15 protein-coding genes are annotated in these 17,381 nt (G+C 61.0%); 13 read left to right on the forward strand and 2 right to left on the reverse strand.

Annotated elements, in window-relative coordinates; translation table 11 throughout:
* Positions 1–9: 9 nt before the first annotated feature.
* A complete protein-coding gene (locus IB277_RS20090) occupies positions 10–909 on the reverse strand; it encodes a LysR family transcriptional regulator (RefSeq protein WP_060583100.1) in 900 nt (299 codons plus the stop codon).
* 110 nt (positions 910–1,019) lie between these two features.
* Between IB277_RS20090 and IB277_RS20095 the strand changes: the two genes are divergently transcribed.
* The 6 genes from IB277_RS20095 (at position 1,020) to IB277_RS20120 (ending at position 7,492) form a co-directional block, all read left to right on the forward strand.
* Positions 1,020–1,952, forward strand: a complete 933-nt coding sequence (locus IB277_RS20095; protein WP_192371458.1) for a VOC family protein — start codon at positions 1,020–1,022, stop codon at positions 1,950–1,952.
* Positions 1,953–2,268: 316 nt separating this feature from the next.
* Positions 2,269–2,958: a hydrolase gene (locus IB277_RS20100; RefSeq protein WP_060583098.1), complete on the forward strand. Its 690-nt coding sequence runs from the start codon at positions 2,269–2,271 to the stop codon at positions 2,956–2,958.
* A 65-nt stretch (positions 2,959–3,023) separates the two neighbouring features.
* Positions 3,024–3,311, forward strand: coding sequence for a XapX domain-containing protein (locus tag IB277_RS20105; RefSeq protein WP_192371459.1), 288 nt, complete (start codon positions 3,024–3,026; stop codon positions 3,309–3,311).
* Complete coding sequence (locus IB277_RS20110; protein WP_192371460.1) at positions 3,311–5,293, forward strand: amidohydrolase; 1,983 nt, start codon at positions 3,311–3,313, stop codon at positions 5,291–5,293. The genes IB277_RS20105 and IB277_RS20110 overlap by 1 nt, the downstream gene beginning before the upstream one ends.
* A 160-nt stretch (positions 5,294–5,453) precedes the next feature.
* A complete protein-coding gene (locus IB277_RS20115) occupies positions 5,454–5,897 on the forward strand; it encodes a DoxX family protein (RefSeq protein ID WP_060583095.1) in 444 nt (147 codons plus the stop codon).
* Positions 5,894–7,492, forward strand: coding sequence for an MFS transporter (locus IB277_RS20120; RefSeq protein WP_192371461.1), 1,599 nt, complete (start codon positions 5,894–5,896; stop codon positions 7,490–7,492). Before IB277_RS20115 ends, IB277_RS20120 begins: the two co-directional genes overlap by 4 nt.
* A gap of 89 nt (positions 7,493–7,581) precedes the next feature.
* Here the strand turns inward: IB277_RS20120 and IB277_RS20125 are convergent, their stop codons facing one another.
* Entirely contained in the window at positions 7,582–8,448 is an 867-nt protein-coding gene (locus IB277_RS20125) for a PhzF family phenazine biosynthesis protein (protein ID WP_192371462.1), read from the reverse strand.
* Between the two features lie 846 nt (positions 8,449–9,294).
* Here IB277_RS20125 and IB277_RS20130 point away from each other — a divergent pair.
* The 7 genes from IB277_RS20130 (at position 9,295) to IB277_RS20160 (ending at position 17,381) form a co-directional block, all read left to right on the forward strand.
* Entirely contained in the window at positions 9,295–10,122 is an 828-nt protein-coding gene (locus IB277_RS20130; RefSeq protein ID WP_060583092.1) for a phosphogluconate dehydrogenase C-terminal domain-containing protein, read from the forward strand.
* 99 nt (positions 10,123–10,221) lie between these two features.
* Positions 10,222–11,163, forward strand: a complete 942-nt coding sequence (locus IB277_RS20135; protein ID WP_060583091.1) for a D-ribose ABC transporter substrate-binding protein — start codon at positions 10,222–10,224, stop codon at positions 11,161–11,163.
* 66 nt (positions 11,164–11,229) lie between these two features.
* Entirely contained in the window at positions 11,230–11,868 is a 639-nt protein-coding gene (locus IB277_RS20140; protein ID WP_192371463.1) for a DUF2291 family protein, read from the forward strand.
* A gap of 2 nt (positions 11,869–11,870) precedes the next feature.
* The gene (locus IB277_RS20145; protein WP_192371464.1) at positions 11,871–13,415 is read left to right on the forward strand and encodes a sugar ABC transporter ATP-binding protein; all 1,545 of its coding nucleotides are present in this window, start codon (positions 11,871–11,873) and stop codon (positions 13,413–13,415) included.
* Positions 13,415–14,479: an ABC transporter permease gene (locus IB277_RS20150; protein WP_192371465.1), complete on the forward strand. Its 1,065-nt coding sequence runs from the start codon at positions 13,415–13,417 to the stop codon at positions 14,477–14,479. The genes IB277_RS20145 and IB277_RS20150 overlap by 1 nt, the downstream gene beginning before the upstream one ends.
* A 2-nt stretch (positions 14,480–14,481) precedes the next feature.
* Positions 14,482–15,516 carry a Gfo/Idh/MocA family protein gene (locus IB277_RS20155; RefSeq protein WP_192371466.1) on the forward strand — a complete coding sequence of 345 codons (1,035 nt, stop codon included), beginning with the start codon at positions 14,482–14,484 and terminating at the stop codon, positions 15,514–15,516.
* On the forward strand, positions 15,513–17,381 hold the full coding sequence (locus tag IB277_RS20160) for a hypothetical protein (RefSeq protein ID WP_192371467.1): 1,869 nt from the start codon (positions 15,513–15,515) through the stop codon (positions 17,379–17,381). The genes IB277_RS20155 and IB277_RS20160 overlap by 4 nt, the downstream gene beginning before the upstream one ends.

Raw genomic sequence — 17,381 nt, forward strand, 5'->3', positions numbered from 1 at the left:
TTGCGTGCGTCAGTCCAACATGACCATCTTTGCCGCGACTTGCTCCTCGAAGAACTTGGAGAATGACGCAATCCTTGGCGGGAGGGCTTGGTAGGGCGGGTAGAACAGCGTCAGCCACAGGTCCGGCGGCGCCCAACCCTTGAAGACGTGGACAAGGCGACCGCTCGTGATGTGATCGGCGATGTTGAATCCTGGAAGCAGCGCGACACCCGCTCCGTCGGCGGCCATGTCCGCCAGAACCTCTCCGCTGTTCGCACTGAAGGCTCGGCCTGCCGAAATCGTGATGCTTGACCCACCGTCCGACAGCACCCAGTTCTCACGCCGGCTTTCGCCGCTGTATGCGAGGCAGTCGTCGGGCTTCAGTTCGTTCGGGTGCTGCATGTCGGCGAATCTGCTTCCGGGAGCGGCGACCAGGATGCGCGGCACCACCCGGATTTTCCTCCAGATCGTGAACTTGTCCGAAGGCTGCGACGAGATGCGGATCGCCAGATCGTAGTCGTCGTCGACGATGTTCACCAATCCATCGGACAGCGAGATCTCGAAGCTCATCTTCGGATAGCGTTCCTTGAACCCGGACAGGATCGGCGGCAGCACCGTCTTGCCGAACCACGTCGGCGCACTGATACGCAGCCGCCCCTCGTCCGACTTGTGTGCGTTCATTACTTCGCGCCGCGCGTCCTCCAGAGTCTTGACCGCTGGCTGGATCTGCGCAGCAAAGACTGCGCCGTCGGTTGTCAGCGATACCTGTCTCGTCGTTCGAACGAAGAGCTGCACGCCGAGTTCCGCCTCGAGGGCGGCGATTGCCCGTGTGACGGCTGCTGGCGTCATGTCCAGTTCGCGGGCGACCTGGGCAAAATTCCGCTTCTCAGCGGCGAGCAGAAAGGTTCGGAGAGCTTTGTAGTCGTTCATCTCATTGTTTCATAAATTGCAATTCAGTCAAAAGGAATATTGCAATTCCGGGCAGTGATCAACGGGTCTACATTCTTATCAACACCGGAACACAACCGAGAGGGTTCAAGATGATCAAGGACATCAAGGGACTGCACCACGTGACTTCGATGGCATCGGACGCGCGGCAGAACAACCGCTTCTTCACCGACACGCTTGGTCTTCGGCGTGTCAAGCAGACTGTTAACTTCGACGACCCGAGCGTCTATCACCTCTACTATGGTGACGAGACGGGCTCGGCCGGAACGGTGATGACCTACTTCCCGTTCTCGAACATGATGCTCGGCCGCCCCGGTGTCGGTGAAGTCGGCGAGACCCAGTTCTCCGTTCCCCAGGGATCGCTGAAGTTCTGGCAGGATCGCTTCACCACACAAGGCGTGGATGGTCTGGAACGTGACACTGTCTTCGGCGTCGACCGACTCCGCTTCATGGGACCGGACGGCGACAGTTTTGCGCTTGTCGAGTCCGCAGACGACAAGCGTGCTCCATGGCTGTCAGATGGAATTCCAGATGATGCGGCCATCCGCGGTTTCGCTGGCGCACGCTTCAGTCTGCACGACACCGCTGCAACGGAGGAACTGCTCGGCTTCATGGGCTACGAGCGCGCCGAGAAGGAGGGCGACGTTGTGCGCTTCATCATACCCAACGGTAACGGAGCGGACACGATCGATCTACTGGCATTGCCAAAGACACCGTTCGCGCGACAGGGCGCAGGTTCGGTGCACCATATCGCTTTCGCCGTCGACAACCGCGAGAAACAGCTCGAGGTGCGCAAGGCGCTGATGGACACCGGCTACCAAGTCACCCCTGTCATCGATCGCGATTATTTCTGGGCCATCTATTTCCGCACGCCGGGCGGTATCCTCTTCGAGGTCGCCACAAACGAACCCGGATTCAACCGCGACGAGGATACGGCCCATCTCGGGGAAGCCCTTAAGCTTCCGGTCAGATACGAAGAATACCGCGAACAGATTCAGGCAAACCTCGTGCCGCTGGCGGCATAAGCAGCAGTCAGCGAAAGTTTTGAAATGGCAGCGCCGTGATCCGATGGGATCGCGGCGTCTTCCGTTTCTAACGTGCTCTCCGACCAACGATTATTTCAAATAACGCAATTCAATCGAAATTCTTATTGCAATTCCTCGGATGGTGACGGCGCGGTAAGTTCGTTTTCAGCAGCCAAGACGACGAGTGCACCGGCCCGGAACCGAGCCAGCGACACTCAGAGATTTAAAGGACGAGTGTCGCTCGAGGGCGTCCGATCGACGGCTGCTGACCATTTTCTGGCACCGCACGCGGGCCGCAACCGTAGAGGAATGTACCATGTCCAAGCTTGAAGTCCTGACCCCGGCCAACAGCCAGCTCATCTTCATCGACCAGCAGCCGCAAATGGCCTTTGGTGTCCAGTCGATCGACCGCCAGACGCTGAAGAACAACGTCGTCGGCCTCGCCAGGGCCGCCAAGATCTTCAATATTCCGACCACGATCACCACGGTCGAGACGCAATCCTTCTCTGGCAACACCTTCCCCGAGCTGCTTGCCGTTTTCCCGGAGAACGACCTTCTCGAGCGCACCTCGATGAACTCCTGGGACGACCAGAACGTCCGTGACGCTCTGGCGAAGAATGCCTCCAGCGGTCGGAAGAAGATCGTCGTCTCCGGTCTCTGGACCGAGGTCTGCAACACCACGTTTGCTCTTTCCGCTCTCCATGATGTTCCGGAATACGAGATCTACATGGTCGCCGATGCTTCTGGCGGCACTTCCGCCGACGCGCACAAATACGCGATGGATCGGATGGTGCAGGCAGGCGTGATCCCGGTGACCTGGCAGCAAGTCCTGCTCGAATGGCAGCGCGATTGGGCGCGGAAGGAAACCTACGATGCGGTCACCACGCTGGTGAAGGAGTATTCCGGCGCGTACGGCATGGGCGTCGACTACGCCTACACAATGGTTCACGGCGCAGAGGAACGCGTCAAGCACGGCAAGCGCATCGGCCCGAACCCCGCAAAGTAAGGGCCTGATCAGGCCGCTCCGATAACCCCGTCGGCGCGGCTTTTTCTGCAACCGGAGAACATCCCATGAAAGTCTATCTCCTATCACTTGGCGCAGGCCTGCTTGTCGGCATCGTCTACAGTCTGCTCAATGTCCGATCACCCGCACCACCTGTCATTGCCCTGGTCGGCCTTCTCGGCATTCTGGTCGGCGAGCAGATCCTCCCGCTCGCAAGGTCGCTTTGGACAAAGGAGCCGGCGGCCATTTCCTGGATCCATCAGATCAAGCCGCACGTGTTCGGCCACCTGCCGAAGGGCACCGATCGTATTGAGATTGCCCATCAGGCGAAGGCGAATGCCGAGGAACGGAGCTGATGACGACGCGTCGATCCTTTCTTGGAGGCGCATCGAGCCTGGCGTTCTCGAACCTCTTCTCCCCGGCAAAAGCCGCCAATCCCAACCCGAACGGAGTAGACACCATGCATCCCGACCTGATCCTCCACAATGGCCGCGTGACGACCCTTGACCGGACCAATCCGAATGCGACGGCGATCGCCATCAAGGACGGGCTGTTTCTGGAAGTCGGATCCGACAGCGAGATCATCGCACTCGCAGGTTCCAGCACCAGGGTCGTCGATCTCAAGGGCAAGCGTGTCCTGCCCGGTCTCATTGACAACCACACCCACGTCGTGCGCGGCGGTCTGAACTACAACATGGAACTGCGCTGGGACGGCGTGCGCTCACTCGCCGACGCGATGGATATGCTGAAGCGGCAGGTGGCCATTACGCCTGCGCCGCAATGGGTGCGCGTGGTCGGCGGCTTCACCGAACACCAGTTCGCCGAAAAACGCCTCCCCACCATCGAGGAAATCAACGCAGTCGCGCCCGACACGCCTGTCTTCCTTCTTCATCTCTATGACCGCGCGCTGCTCAATGGCGCCGCCCTTCGTGCCGTCGGATACACCCGCGATACGCCGAACCCGCCTGGTGGGGAGATCACCCGCGATGCCAGTGGGAACCCGACAGGCATGCTTCTCGCCAAGCCGAATGCGGGTATTCTGTATTCGACACTTGCGAAGGGGCCGAAGCTTCCTCTCGACTATCAGATCAACTCGACCCGCCACTTCATGCGCGAACTCAATCGCCTCGGTGTGACAGGTGTCATCGATGCAGGCGGCGGCTTCCAGAACTATCCCGACGATTATGAAGTCATCCAGAAGCTCTCCGACGAGAACCAGATGACGGTGCGGCTGGCCTACAACCTCTTCACCCAGAAGCCGAAGGAAGAGAAGCAGGACTTCCTGAACTGGACGCAGTCAGTCAAATATAAGCAGGGCAATGACTACTTCCGTCACAACGGTGCTGGAGAGATGCTCGTCTTCTCGGCTGCCGACTTCGAGGATTTCCGCCAGCCGCGTCCGGAGATGGCCCCGGAAATGGAAGGCGAGCTTGAAGAGGTCGTCCGGGTCCTGGCGGAAAACCGCTGGCCCTGGCGTCTGCATGCCACCTACGACGAGACGATCTCTCGCGCCCTCGATGTGTTTGAGAAGGTCAACAAGGACATTCCGCTCGAAGGGCTGAACTGGTTCTTCGACCATGCCGAAACCATTTCGGACCGCTCTATCGACCGTATCGCCGCACTCGGCGGTGGCATCGCCACGCAGCACCGCATGGCCTACCAGGGCGAATACTTCGTTGAGCGGTACGGTCACGGCGTGGCCGAGGCTACGCCGCCGATCCGCCGCATGCTCGACAAGGGCGTCAACGTCTCGGCCGGCACAGACGCCACCCGCGTCGCCTCTTACAATCCTTGGGTTTCGCTGTCGTGGATGGTGACCGGCAAGACGGTCGGCGGCATGCAGCTCTACCCGCGCGCCAACTGCCTCGACCGTGAAACCGCGCTGCGGATGTGGACCGAGAAGGTCACCTGGTTCTCCAACGAGGAAGGCAAGAAGGGCCGCATCGAGAAAGGGCAGTTCGCCGACCTCGTGGTGCCGGACAAGGACTTCTTCTCCTGCGCCGAGGACGAGATCTCCTTCCTGGTATCGGAGCTGACCATGGTCGGCGGCAAGATCGTCTATGGCGCGGGCGACTTTAAGGTGCTGGACGAGAACGACATCCCGCCCGCGATGCCCGACTGGTCGCCTGTCCGCAAATTCGGCGGCTATGCGGCCTGGGGTGAACCGGAAGGGGCAGGCGCTCGTTCCCTGCGCCGCACCGCAATCTCCACATGCGGATGTGCGAGCGATTGCGGCGTTCACGGCCATGACCACGCCGGAGCCTGGACATCCAAGCTGCCGATCGCCGATCTCAAAGGTTTCTTCGGCGCTCTCGGCTGCTCGTGCTGGGCGGTCTGAGCAAACTTCAGTTCGGGTGGCCCGGTCACCCGAGCGTCACACCATAATTGCAGATTATGCAATTAAATCGAAACTTTTGCTGCAATTGTTGGCAAGGCTGCGCCCAGACAATATCGCTCCATCGAATGCAGCCGCTCGCGGCGAACACGCAGGAGTAGATATGACCTACCAATCTCTAAAATCCCACTCAGTCCGGAGTGGCTTGACACGCGTCGTCGCCTCGCCTGCCGTGCGGACGGTATCGCTGCTGGCGCTTTGCGCAGCCTATGTCCAGGGTCCGCTCACCAAGATCTTCGACTTCAATGGCGCGTTGGCGGAGATGGATCGTTTCGATCTGCAGCCGGCCGCGTACTTCGCGATCGCCGTTATCGCATTTGAACTGACGGCTTCCGCCCTGGTGATCTCCGGCTTCCTGCGGTGGGCGGGTTCCCTGGCGCTGGCCGGCTTCACGCTTCTGGCGACCTTTATCGCGTTGCGCTTCTGGGAGATGGCTCCGGGTCTGGACCGCATGATGGCGACCAACGCCTTCTTCGAACATCTCGGTCTCGCTGGCGCATTCCTCTTCGTCGCCGCATTCGACTTATCCAAGGGAGCTGGCAAATGAGCGCCGCAAAATCATCTGGGGGCACCTTCGCTCCCCTCGCGCAGCCCGTGTTCGCGGTCCTGTGGGTCGCAACCGTCCTTGGCAACACCGGAAGCTTCATGCGCGATGTCGCAAGCTCCTGGCTGATGACAGACCTGTCGGCATCCCCTGCCGCAGTCGCCATGGTTCAGGCGGCCGGAACCCTGCCGATCTTCCTGCTTGCAATCCCTGCGGGCGTTCTCACCGACATCCTCGATCGTCGCAAGTTCCTGATCGCCATCCAGGTGCTGTTGGCCTCCGTCAGTATCTCCCTGATGGTTCTCGCTCAGACAGGCATGCTCTCGGTCAGCGCGCTGATCGGCCTGACCTTCCTCGGCGGCATCGGTGCCGCGCTCATGGGACCGACGTGGCAGGCAATCGTTCCGGAACTGGTGAACCGCGAGAACGTGAAGAGTGCAGTTGCTCTCAATTCGCTCGGCATCAACATTGCCCGATCCATCGGTCCTGCCGCGGGCGGTCTCCTTCTAGCCGCCTTCGGAGCCGGGATCACCTATGGCGCGGACGTTGCCAGCTACATCGTGGTGATTGCTGCTCTCGTTTGGTGGCCTCGTGCGAAGAATGCCAATGACGCGCTTCAGGAAAACTTCTTCGGTGCCTTCCGGGCAGGACTTCGCTACACCCGCTCCAGCAGGCCGCTCCACGTCGTTCTCATACGTGCGGCCGTCTTCTTCGCCTTCGCCAGCGCTGCCTGGGCGCTCTTGCCACTCGTTGCCCGCCAATTGCTCGGTGGTGATGCCAGCTTCTACGGCATCCTCCTTGGTGCTGTCGGAGCAGGTGCGATCGGCGGTGCGCTGGTCATGCCAAAATTGCGCGAACGCCTGAGTTCCGACGGTCTTCTTCTCGGTGCAGCGGTGATCACTTCCATCGTCATGGGTGTTCTGTCGCTTGCTCCGCCTCGCCTCGCCGCGCTCGTCGGACTTCTTTTCCTCGGGGGCGCATGGATCATCGCCCTGACGACACTCAATGGCGCCGCGCAGTCCGTCCTACCAAACTGGGTGCGAGGTCGTGGTCTCGCCGTCTATCTGACGGTCTTCAACGGTGCGATGACAGCAGGAAGCCTCGGCTGGGGCGCTGTCGGTGAAGCCGTCGGCATTCAGTCCACCTTGGTCATCGGAGCCGTCGGCCTCCTAATCGCCGGGTTCGTCATGCATCGCGTGAAACTCCCGGCAGGCGATGCCGACATGGTGCCGTCGAACCACTGGCCGGAACCTCTCGTCGCCGAACCTGTCGCCCACGACCGTGGCCCGGTTCTGATACTGATCGAGTATCGTGTCGAGAAGCAGCACCGCAGCGCATTCCTGCACGCTCTCGACGATCTTTCCTACGAGCGTCGGCGCGATGGAGCCTACGGATGGGGTGTCACCGAAGACTCAGCCAACCCCGAGAAGATCGTTGAGTGGTTCATGGTTGAGTCCTGGGCTGAGCACCTTCGCCAGCACAGACGGGTGTCCAACGCCGACGCCGATCTGCAGGGCAAGACAGTTGCTTACCATGTCGGCCCCGACAAGCCTGTCGTTCGTCACTTCCTGACGATAAACCGACCCAGTGTCGCATAACGGATAGAGGAGTGGCGGCTGCGGCCGCCGCTTTCTTCCGAGGCGTCGGTGCGGAAGTCCGGGATTGGTCCGAAGCGGTCCTACGCAAATCAATATAGAAGCGCACCTTCGGCGCAGGTGACACACATACCGCCGACGCTCACGTTGCCATTCTCAGCGACGACCGAGATGCGACCGTCGCGGCCAACCTGCTTGCCCTGAGAGGCCATGTAGCTCAGTCCACCAACGGAAGCCGTCTCCCGACTGGCACGGAAGAAGCCAACGCTGCCGTTACCTGAGCCGCACACCGGGTCCTCCTCGACGCCACACGACGGTGCGAAAGAGCGCACCTCGATCTCAGCATCGCCGCCTTTGTGCTTGCCGAAGACGGAGAGGCCGGTAGCCCCGAGCTTTCTTTCAAACTCTGCTGAACGAGCGAAATCCGGCTTCAGTCCAAGCACCGTATCAGCGCTCTCAAGGCGAGCGACAATCCAGACCGCCCCAACGTCAATGATCGCAGGGGCTTCATCCTTAAAGACTGTGTGACCGAGAATTGCCTCAAGCTCGGACACCTCGTCGTCCGACAGTGTCCTGATCTTGGCGGGCGGCATCGAAAGGGTCAGCGTCCGTTCGGCTCCTTCCCCGTTTACGGCGATCTTCACGAGACCCGCGCCACACTCTTGCACCAGAAGGCCATCACGGGGGGAGTAGAGACCGGCCTCAAGGACTGCATGGGCGCTGCCCAGTGTGGGATGTCCGGCGAACGGCAGCTCGCTGCGGGGGGTAAAGATGCGGAGCCTGTAGTCTGCCTCAGGGGACGTTGCAGGTAGTAGAAAAGTGGTTTCGGAGAGATTTGTCCATCTGGCGATCGTCTGCATCTCAGCGTCCGTCAGCCCTTGGGCTTCGAGAACGACAGCAACAGGATTGCCCATGAAGGGCTTGTCGGAGAAGGCGTCAACGACTTTGTAGGCTCGCATCGTGGTGCTCCTGAAAAACTGGGCTGGTGCGGTCGTACTCCCAAACTTGCCGCCATAACAAACGCATTTGCGTGATGTTTTCCATCAACTTTGTCCGCTTCTGGTCCGAAGCAGTCGTTCCGCCTGTGAGGGCAATTCTTGCGAGGCGGACATCTTAGCAATTCACTCTCCTTCTAAAGCGTGTCGGCCGCGAGTAGGGCTTCAACGTGTATATCCATTGTGTCCAGCGTCCCGACCGGCGCGCGCCGGCAAGGTCGCCTTTTGCTCCACTCGACCTGGAAGGTAATGCGATCGCGACAGCAAAGCGCTTGATGCTTCGTCAAGCCAGAGTCCCCAATCGCGCTGCGCGCGCCCGAGGAAAAGAAAAGCGGAGCTGCAGGCCGTGTGATTTGCCCGCCGAGCAATGCGTCACGCCATGTCAGCCCGAAGATTGCGCCACGGTCGGCATTCGATCGCGAAAGACAAGCGGGGGGGTCGAGCGGGCCGCCAGACCCGTCCAAATTGATCGTGTTGTCCGTGGGGCACCCATTCCGCCTTCAACATGCGGCCCAGCAGCGCGGTTGAGTTCGATCCGACACTTGCGCTCTCTCCAAGGCGCTCACAAGCCCGGAAGGGTGCTGTTCGCCGCTCAAAGGCGAGGCGTAGGCCACAGGGTATGGCACGCATTGGGCTCGACATCCTTAGGGGATGATCTTTGCCGTTGCGACGATTGTCGCTCGCATCATATTTGCATGTGTAGTTATTGACATGTTATACCAGTTGAGGAATATATCTCCGGACGCCGGATGAACGGCAAGGAAAACTGCGCCTGACCGAAAAGGTGGTGCGGCACTCAGGGAGGTCTCTATGACATCGATCGCGCTATTCGGAGCGGGTGGCAAAATGGGCTATCGGCTCGCTTCGAACCTCAAGGGTTCGCGTTTCGATGTGCGGCATGTCGAAGTGAGCGACGCCGGTAAGGCTCGCCTCAAGAATGATCTCGACCTCGACTGCGTCCCGGTCGAGGCTGCGCTCAAAGGTGTTGACGTTGTCATTCTCGCGGTTCCCGACACGGCGATCGGCAGGGTGGCATCCGGCATCGTCGATGGCTTGGAGCCAGGCACGATGGTCATCGCCCTCGATGCAGCAGCACCCTTTGCCGGCCATCTGCCACAGCGCGCAGACCTCACTTATTTCGTCACGCATCCCTGCCATCCGCCGATCTTCAACGACGAGACGGCCCCGGCCGCCAAGCGCGATTTCTTCGGTGGCATCGCTGCCAAGCAGCACATCGTTTCCGCGCTGATGCAGGGTCCTGAAAGCGCCTACACTCTCGGAGAGGAGATCGCGAAGGTGATTTGGGCGCCGGTCATGCGCTCGCACCGGGTTACGGTCGAGCAGATGGCATTGCTTGAGCCAGGCCTTTCGGAAACTGTCTGCGCCTCCTTGCTCGTTGTGATGCGCGAGGCAATGGACGAGTGCGTTCGTCGTGGCGTTCCGAAGGAGGCTGCGCGCGATTTTCTTCTCGGTCATATGAACGTGCTTGGCGCCGTGATTTTCGAGGAGACCCCGGGTGTGTTCTCGGATGCCTGCAACAAGGCGATCGAATTCGGCAAGCCGGTCCTCATGAAGGACGACTGGAGACGTGTGTTCGAGCCTGCGGAAATCGCAGCGAGCATCCAACGCATCACGTGAGGTTTGGCGGCTACGCCGCCAGAAACAAGCGATCGCACCGGGGGCCACTTTCAATGGAGGGGTGGTCGAGGAAGTCCTGTGCCTAACTGGGAGGAGAACATGAAAGTTACCCGTAGACTGATGACTGTCGGCTTTGCCGCGGTCCTGGCAGCAAGTGCTGCTATGCCGGCTTTTGCCGCCGACCTCATCGCCATCATCACGCCAAGCCACGACAATCCGTTCTTTAAGGCCGAAGCGGTCGGCGCCGAGGCCAAGGCGAAAGAGCTCGGCTACGAAACACTGGTGCTTGTACACGACGACGACGCCAACAAGCAGTCGCAGCTGATCGATACGGCCATCGGCCGTGGCGCCAAGGCCATCATCCTCGACAACGCCGGTTCCGAAGCCTCGATTGCCGCCGTCAAGAAGGCGAAAGACGCTGGCGTTCCCTCGTTCCTGATCGACCGTGAAATCAACGCGACCGGCATTGCCGTCTCGCAGATTGTTTCGAACAACTATCAGGGCGCGCAGCTGGGTGCCGAAGAGTTCGTGAAGCTGATGGGCGAGAAGGGCAACTACGTTGAGCTGCTCGGCCGCGAGGCGGACCTCAATGCGGGCATCCGCTCCAAGGGCTACCACGATGTCATCGATGAGTATCCGGAGATGAAGATGGTCGCCCAGCAGTCGGCCAACTGGAGCCAGACCGAGGGCTACTCAAAGATGGAGACCATCCTCCAGGCCAATCCTGATATCCAGGGCGTGATCGCCGGCAACGACACGATGGCGATGGGCGCGATCGCAGCGCTCCAGGCGGCTGGCCGCAAGGATGTTATCGTCGTCGGCTTCGATGGCTCCAACGACGTGCGCGACTCCATCAATGCCGGTGGCATCAAGGCGACCGTCATGCAGCCGGCCTACGCCCAGGCCCAGCTCGCCGTCACCCAGGCGCACGAGTACATCACGACCGGCAAGGCGCCGGCCGAAGAAAAGCAGCTGATGGACTGCGTGCTGATTACGGCAGCCAACGCAGACAAGCTCGAGACGTTCGCGCTCTCCGAATAGTTTTCCCGCAACGACGCAAGGCGGCCGAGCCCGCCTTGCGTCCTATAGTCATGACGGAGAACGGGAATGCTTAAGGTTCAGGCTGCATGGGCGCTCATGCTTGCCGGCGCGCTTGCACTTGGCGGCTGCAAGCTCGTCAAGACGGAAGATGAGCAAAAGCAGGCAGCTGCCGGCGCGTTCAATCCCGACAAGCTGGTCGCCGACATCTGGGATGCCAAGGTCGTGCCCTACCTCGATGGGCGGGCCGGCGCGATCCAGGAGGTTACGGCGTTGACCGCGAACAACCTTGATGCCGCGGCTGAAAAATACGGCCACAAGGAAAAGCAGGGCAATGCGCCCTGGACGTTCGCAGCCAAGGTTGACGGCGTCATCGTGGCGGAAGAAACGAAGTCGCGTGCCGCCTATGTCGACGTGGACGTCGACGGTGACGGCAAGGCCGATGTGCGCGTCTCGATAGGCCCGGCTATCCGCGGCACGGCGCTGCGCGACAGTCTCGCCTTCGTCAATTTCAACGAATTCAAGAACCAGATCGAATGGGCGCAATACGGCAAGTCGTTCAACACCCATGTGAACGGCGCCCTGCTTGAAAAGCTGCCGCGCGAGGGCTTGACCGGCAAGAAGGTCAAGGCAACCGGCGCCTATCCGTTGCCGGCCAAGGGCCAGCTGCCGCAGTTCGTGCCGGCCACCATAACTGTTGGAGGTTGACCATGAACGGCATCGAGGACGGGGACGTCATCCTTGAACTGAAAGACATTACCAAGGCCTATTCCGGCATCGTGGCGCTGAAGAAGGCAGACCTCAAGCTCCGGCGTGGGGCCGTCAACGTGCTCGTCGGTGAAAACGGTGCCGGCAAGTCGACAATGATGCGCATCATTGCCGGTGTCGAGCGGCCGACGCTCGGGGAAATCCGGCTGGACGGCGAACGCATCCACCTCGAAAGCCCCGCTGACGCGGTGCGTCACGGTATCGGCATCGTCTTCCAGGAGCTGAACCTGTTCGGCAATCTTTCCGTCGCCGAGAACATCTTTGCGACCCGTGAGATCACCCGCGGCATTCGCGGCATCGATCATCGTGCGCAGGTCGAAAAGGCCAATGAATTCCTCAACCGCCTGGAGGCGGGAATCTCTGCCGACACGCTCGCCGAGGACCTGCCGATCGGGCAACAGCAGCTCGTCGAGATCGCGCGCGCCGTATCGCTCGACACCCGCATCCTGATCATGGACGAACCAACTTCGGCGCTGAGCGCTGCCGAGGTCGACGTCCTCTTCCGCGTGATCTCCGATCTGAAGGCGCGTGGTGTCGCGATCGTCTATATCTCGCATCGGCTGGAGGAGCTGATGCGCATCGGCGACTACATCACCGTGCTGAAGGATGGCCAGATCACCGGCCATGCCATGGTCAAGGACATCGACACGCGCTGGATCGTGCGCTCGATGATCGGGTCCGACGCCAAGGATTTCGCCAAAGCGGTCGATCACGAGCCGGGCGAAGAGGTCTTTCGCGCCGAAAACATCTGCCTCCCGCGAGCCCAGGGCGGGTTTGCTGTCGACCATGTTTCAATCGGCGTGCGCAGGGGCGAAATCCTCGGTATCTACGGCCTGATGGGTGCCGGTCGCTCGGAGCTTTTCGAATGCATTATGGGATGCCACGAACATTCCACGGGCAAGATCTATATCGAGGGTCAGGAACTCAAAGGCCGCGATCCGACGCGCCGCATTCGTCAGGGGTTGGCGCTCATCCCTGAGGACCGCCAGCGCGAAGGCCTGGTGCAAACCATGTCGATCGCCGACAACTTGACGATGGCGAGCCTCGGCCAGTTTCTGAGGGCGGGGTTTCACATCGACGTCGCGCGCGAAGCCAGGGCGATCAAGGAGGCCATCCGCAACCTCTCGATCAAGGCAAAGAACCCGGAATTCGACGTCACGTCGATGTCGGGAGGCAATCAGCAGAAGGTGGTGATCGGAAAGGCGCTCATAACCGGTCCGAAGGTCCTCCTGATGGACGAGCCGAGCCGCGGCATCGATGTCGGCGCAAAGGCCGACGTCTTTCTGACCATGCGACGGCTGGCGGGCGAGGGCCTCGCCATTCTCTTCTCCACATCCGACCTCGAGGAGGTCATGGCGCTTTCCGACCGCATCGCGGTCATGAGCAACGGTCGGCTCGTCACCGTCGTCGACCGAAGGCACGCGACGGATGAGTTGATCGTTTCGGCCTCCGCGGAGGGACATAAAACCAAAAGGATGCATGCGTGATGACGACAGCAACGCAAACTGCCGCCGCCGACAGCTTTTCCAGCGGCTCGGCGCTCCTCACGCTGATGAAGCTGAGGACCTTCATCGCGCTCTTTGCGGTGATCATCTTCTTCTCGATCGCCGCACCGAATTTCCTTTCGACCGGCAACATGATTCTGATGACGAAGCACGCGACGCAGAACGCGTTCCTGGCGATCGGCATGACCTTCGTCATCATCACCGGTGGCATCGATCTGTCGGTTGGCTCGATCGTCGGCCTGTGCGGCATGATCGCCGGCGGGCTGATCATGTACGGCGTGGTTCTGCCGCTCGGCTACACCATGTACTTCAACGTCATCGAGGTGGCACTCATCGTCGCGGTCGTCGGCATCCTGATCGGCGCGGTCAACGGCCTCTTGATCACAAGGCTGAACGTCGCACCTTTTATCGCGACGCTTGGTACACTCTATGTCGCGCGCGGAATGGCGTTGCTTTATTCGGATGGGCAGACATTGCCCAATCTCACTGGCCGTGAGGATCTCGGCAACCAGGGCTTCAGTTATCTCGGCTCCGGCACGATCCTCGGTCTGCCCGTCTCCGTGTGGATCCTCGTCGTCGTTGCGCTTGCGGCCGGCTACTTTGCCCGCTTCGTGCCGCTCGGCCGGCATATCTTTGCGGTCGGCGGCAACGAGCGCGCGTCGCGCATGTCGGGTATTCGCGTCAACCGCGTCAAAATGTTCGTCTACATGTTTTCCGGTTTCTGCGCGGCCATCGTCGGGCTGGTCATTTCGTCGGAACTCATGGCCTCGCACCCGGCGACGGGCACCAATCTCGAGCTCAACGCCATTGCGGCAGCCGTCCTTGGTGGTACATCGATGTCGGGTGGGCGCGGCACGATTGGTGGAACGATCATCGGCGCCTTTGTGATCGGGATTCTCTCGGACGGGTTGGTGATGATGGGTGTCAGTTCGTTCTGGCAGATGGTGATCAAGGGACTGGTGATCATCGTCGCCGTGGTGGTGGACCAAGCCCAACGGCGCCTTCAGCAGCGTGTCACCCTCATGCAGATGGCAAAGGCGGGTTGAACATGGCGAAGATCAAGGGTGCGTTGATCGGCTGTGGCTTCTTTGCCGTCAACCAGATGCACGGCTGGCAGGACCTGGCGGATGTCGAAATCGTCGCGCTATGCGATCGCGATCCGGAGCGCCTCAAGATCGTCGGGGACCAGTTTGCGGTGACGCGGCGCTACGCATCGGCGGAAGCGATGTTTGCCGATGGCGGTTTCGATTTCGTCGACATTGCCACCACTGTCGGCAGTCACCGGGCGCTTGTCGAGCTTGCGGCCTCCCACAAGGTACCGGCTATCTGCCAGAAGCCGTTCGCGCCGACGCTCGAAGACGCCAAAGCCATGGTCAAGGTGGCCGACGCGGCTGGTATCATTCTGATGATCCACGAGAACTTCCGATGGCAGACGCCGATCCTTGCGGTGAAGGCGGTGCTTGAGAGCGGTGCGATCGGCGTGCCGTTCTGGGGTCGCATCTCGTTTCGCTCGGGCTTCGACGTCTTTTCCGGCCAGCCCTACCTTGCCAAAGGCAAGCGCTTCATCATCGAGGATCTCGGCATCCATTCGCTTGATATCGCCCGTTTCCTGTTTGGCGAGGCGAGCCGCATGACCGCCCGCACGGCGCGCATCAACCCGGCCATTGCCGGCGAGGACGTTGCGACCATGCTGCTCGACCACGACAGCGGCATGACGTCGATCGTCGACGTCAGCTACGCAACCAAATTGCCGGACGAACCGTTTCCGGAAACCTTCGTCGAAGTCGACGGCAGCAAGGGCACGTTGCGCCTTTGCAAGAACTACAGGCTTACCGTCCATAGCGAGGAGGGTACGAAGGAAAGCGTCGTCGCGCCGCACTTGCTGCCCTGGGCGTCGCGCCCCTGGCACAACATCCAGGAAAGCGTCGCGCTCATTCAGAAACATTGGATCGAGCGGATGGCGTCAGGCAAGGAACCGCATACCTCAGGCCGGGACAACCTGAAGACCTTCGCGCTGGTCGAAGCCGCCTACCTCAGTGCCGAACGTGGCGAGTCCGTTGCCATTGGAGACCTTTTGGCATGAGCGAAGCGACGTTCCATCTATACGGAACGGCGGCGCGAGAGCCGGAAAGCCTTCTGCTCGCTGCCGGAGATGTGAGCGTGGACTTGCAGAACGGCAACCTGCGCGCTCTGCGGTTCCGGGGTCATGAGGTGCTGCGTGGGATCGCCTTCCTCGTTCGCGACAAGGATTGGGGCACCTGCACCGCGACGATCAGCGATCTTCACGTGGCGGAACGGGAGCACCACTTCGTTCTTCGCTATCGAGCTCGATTTACCGCACCGTCCGGCGCCAATCTCGATTGCGATATTTCGATCTCTGGTGATCCGCAGAGCGTGACCTTTTCAGCCGACTGCGTCAGTGACGCAGATTTCGAAACCGCGCGGGCGGGTTTCGTCGTCCTGCATCCCGTCGTTGGCATCGCTGGCGAGCCGGTCGAGGTCAGGCATAGCGACGGCAGCTTGGAGGATGCTCGATGGCCCGACGAGATCGAGCCCTGGCAACCCTTCAAGGATATCGCCGCGCTTACGCACTGCGTCGCGCCGGGCATCGTGGCGACGACGGAGTTCGTCGGCGACGTCTTCGAGATGGAAGACCAGCGGAACTGGACCGATGGTTCTTTCAAGACCTACGTGCGCCCGCTTGCCCTGCCGTGGCCCTATCTTGTGTGCAAGAACGAAGCGTTCAGCCAGCGGATAGCGGTGACGATCAAGGCCGACGGGGCGGCGGCGCCGGCGATTAAGAGTTCGGATCCGGTGACGATCAGCCTAGTGCCGACGAACATCCGGTTCCCGGCGCTCGGCATCGGGCTGCGGCCGGAATGCCTTGAGTATGAACTCGCTTCCCTCCCGGTGCTGAAGACTGTCGGCGCTGAGCATCTGATCGCTCATTTCGACCCAGGAGCCGGGGACGGGCTGGCGGCACTAGAAGGCTACGCGACGATCGCGGCGCGGTCTGGTCTCAAGGTGACACTGGAGCTCGCCGTTCCCTGCGCAATGCCGCTCGAAGAGGAGATGCGCGGCTTTGCAGCTCTCGTCGATCGTGCGGGCCTCAAGCTTGATACGCTTTTCGTCTGTCCGTCGGTCGATCGGCAGTCGACGCCGCCAGGGAGCGTCTGGCCGGAATGCCCCGATCTTTCCGATATCTATGCGGCCGCGCGTGCTGCCTTTCCTGGCCTTCGGATTGGCGGCGGGATGATGAGCTATTTCACCGAACTCAATCGCAAGCGCGTGCCTGCCGATCTCGTCGACTATATCAGCCACACAACAAGCCCGATTGTGCACGCGGCCGACGATCTCTCGGTCATGCAGAGCTTCGAGGCCCTGCGCTACGTCGTCGGTACGACCAGGGCGGTCTATGGCGACAAATCCTATCGCATCGGTCCGTCGACGATCGCCATGCGGCAGAACCCTTACGGCAGCGCGACGAAGGACAATCCGAGCGCCTCGCGTATCCCGATGGCAAACATCGACCCGCGGCACAACGGCCAGTTTGGCGCGGGCTTCACGCTCGCCTATGCCGCAACGGTCGCGTCCATGGGGCTCGACGTGCTGACGCTTTCGACCCTTGCCGGTTCGTTCGGTCTCATTGCCGGCAAGGGCGAGCCAACGCCTGAGGGCGAGCTGCGACCGCTGGCCCGCGTCTTATCCCGGCTCGGCGCCCTGGCAGGCCGAGAGGTCTCGGTCGTGGAGACGTCACGGCCGGACGCGGTGCTGGGATTGGCGGCGAAGGAACGGCTGTTGATGGTAAACATCACTCCCGATGCGCAGCGGGTCGCTCTGCCGGCAGTGCCGCGCGTGGTTTCGCTGATCACCACTGGCGATGAGTATCGGGTTCAGGATGAAGGGGTCGTTCTGCCGCCTTACGGATGCGTCGAAGTCGTGTTCTGA

The organism is Ensifer sp. ENS07, from assembly GCF_014852185.1.
Lineage (GTDB): Bacteria > Pseudomonadota > Alphaproteobacteria > Rhizobiales > Rhizobiaceae > Ensifer > Ensifer adhaerens.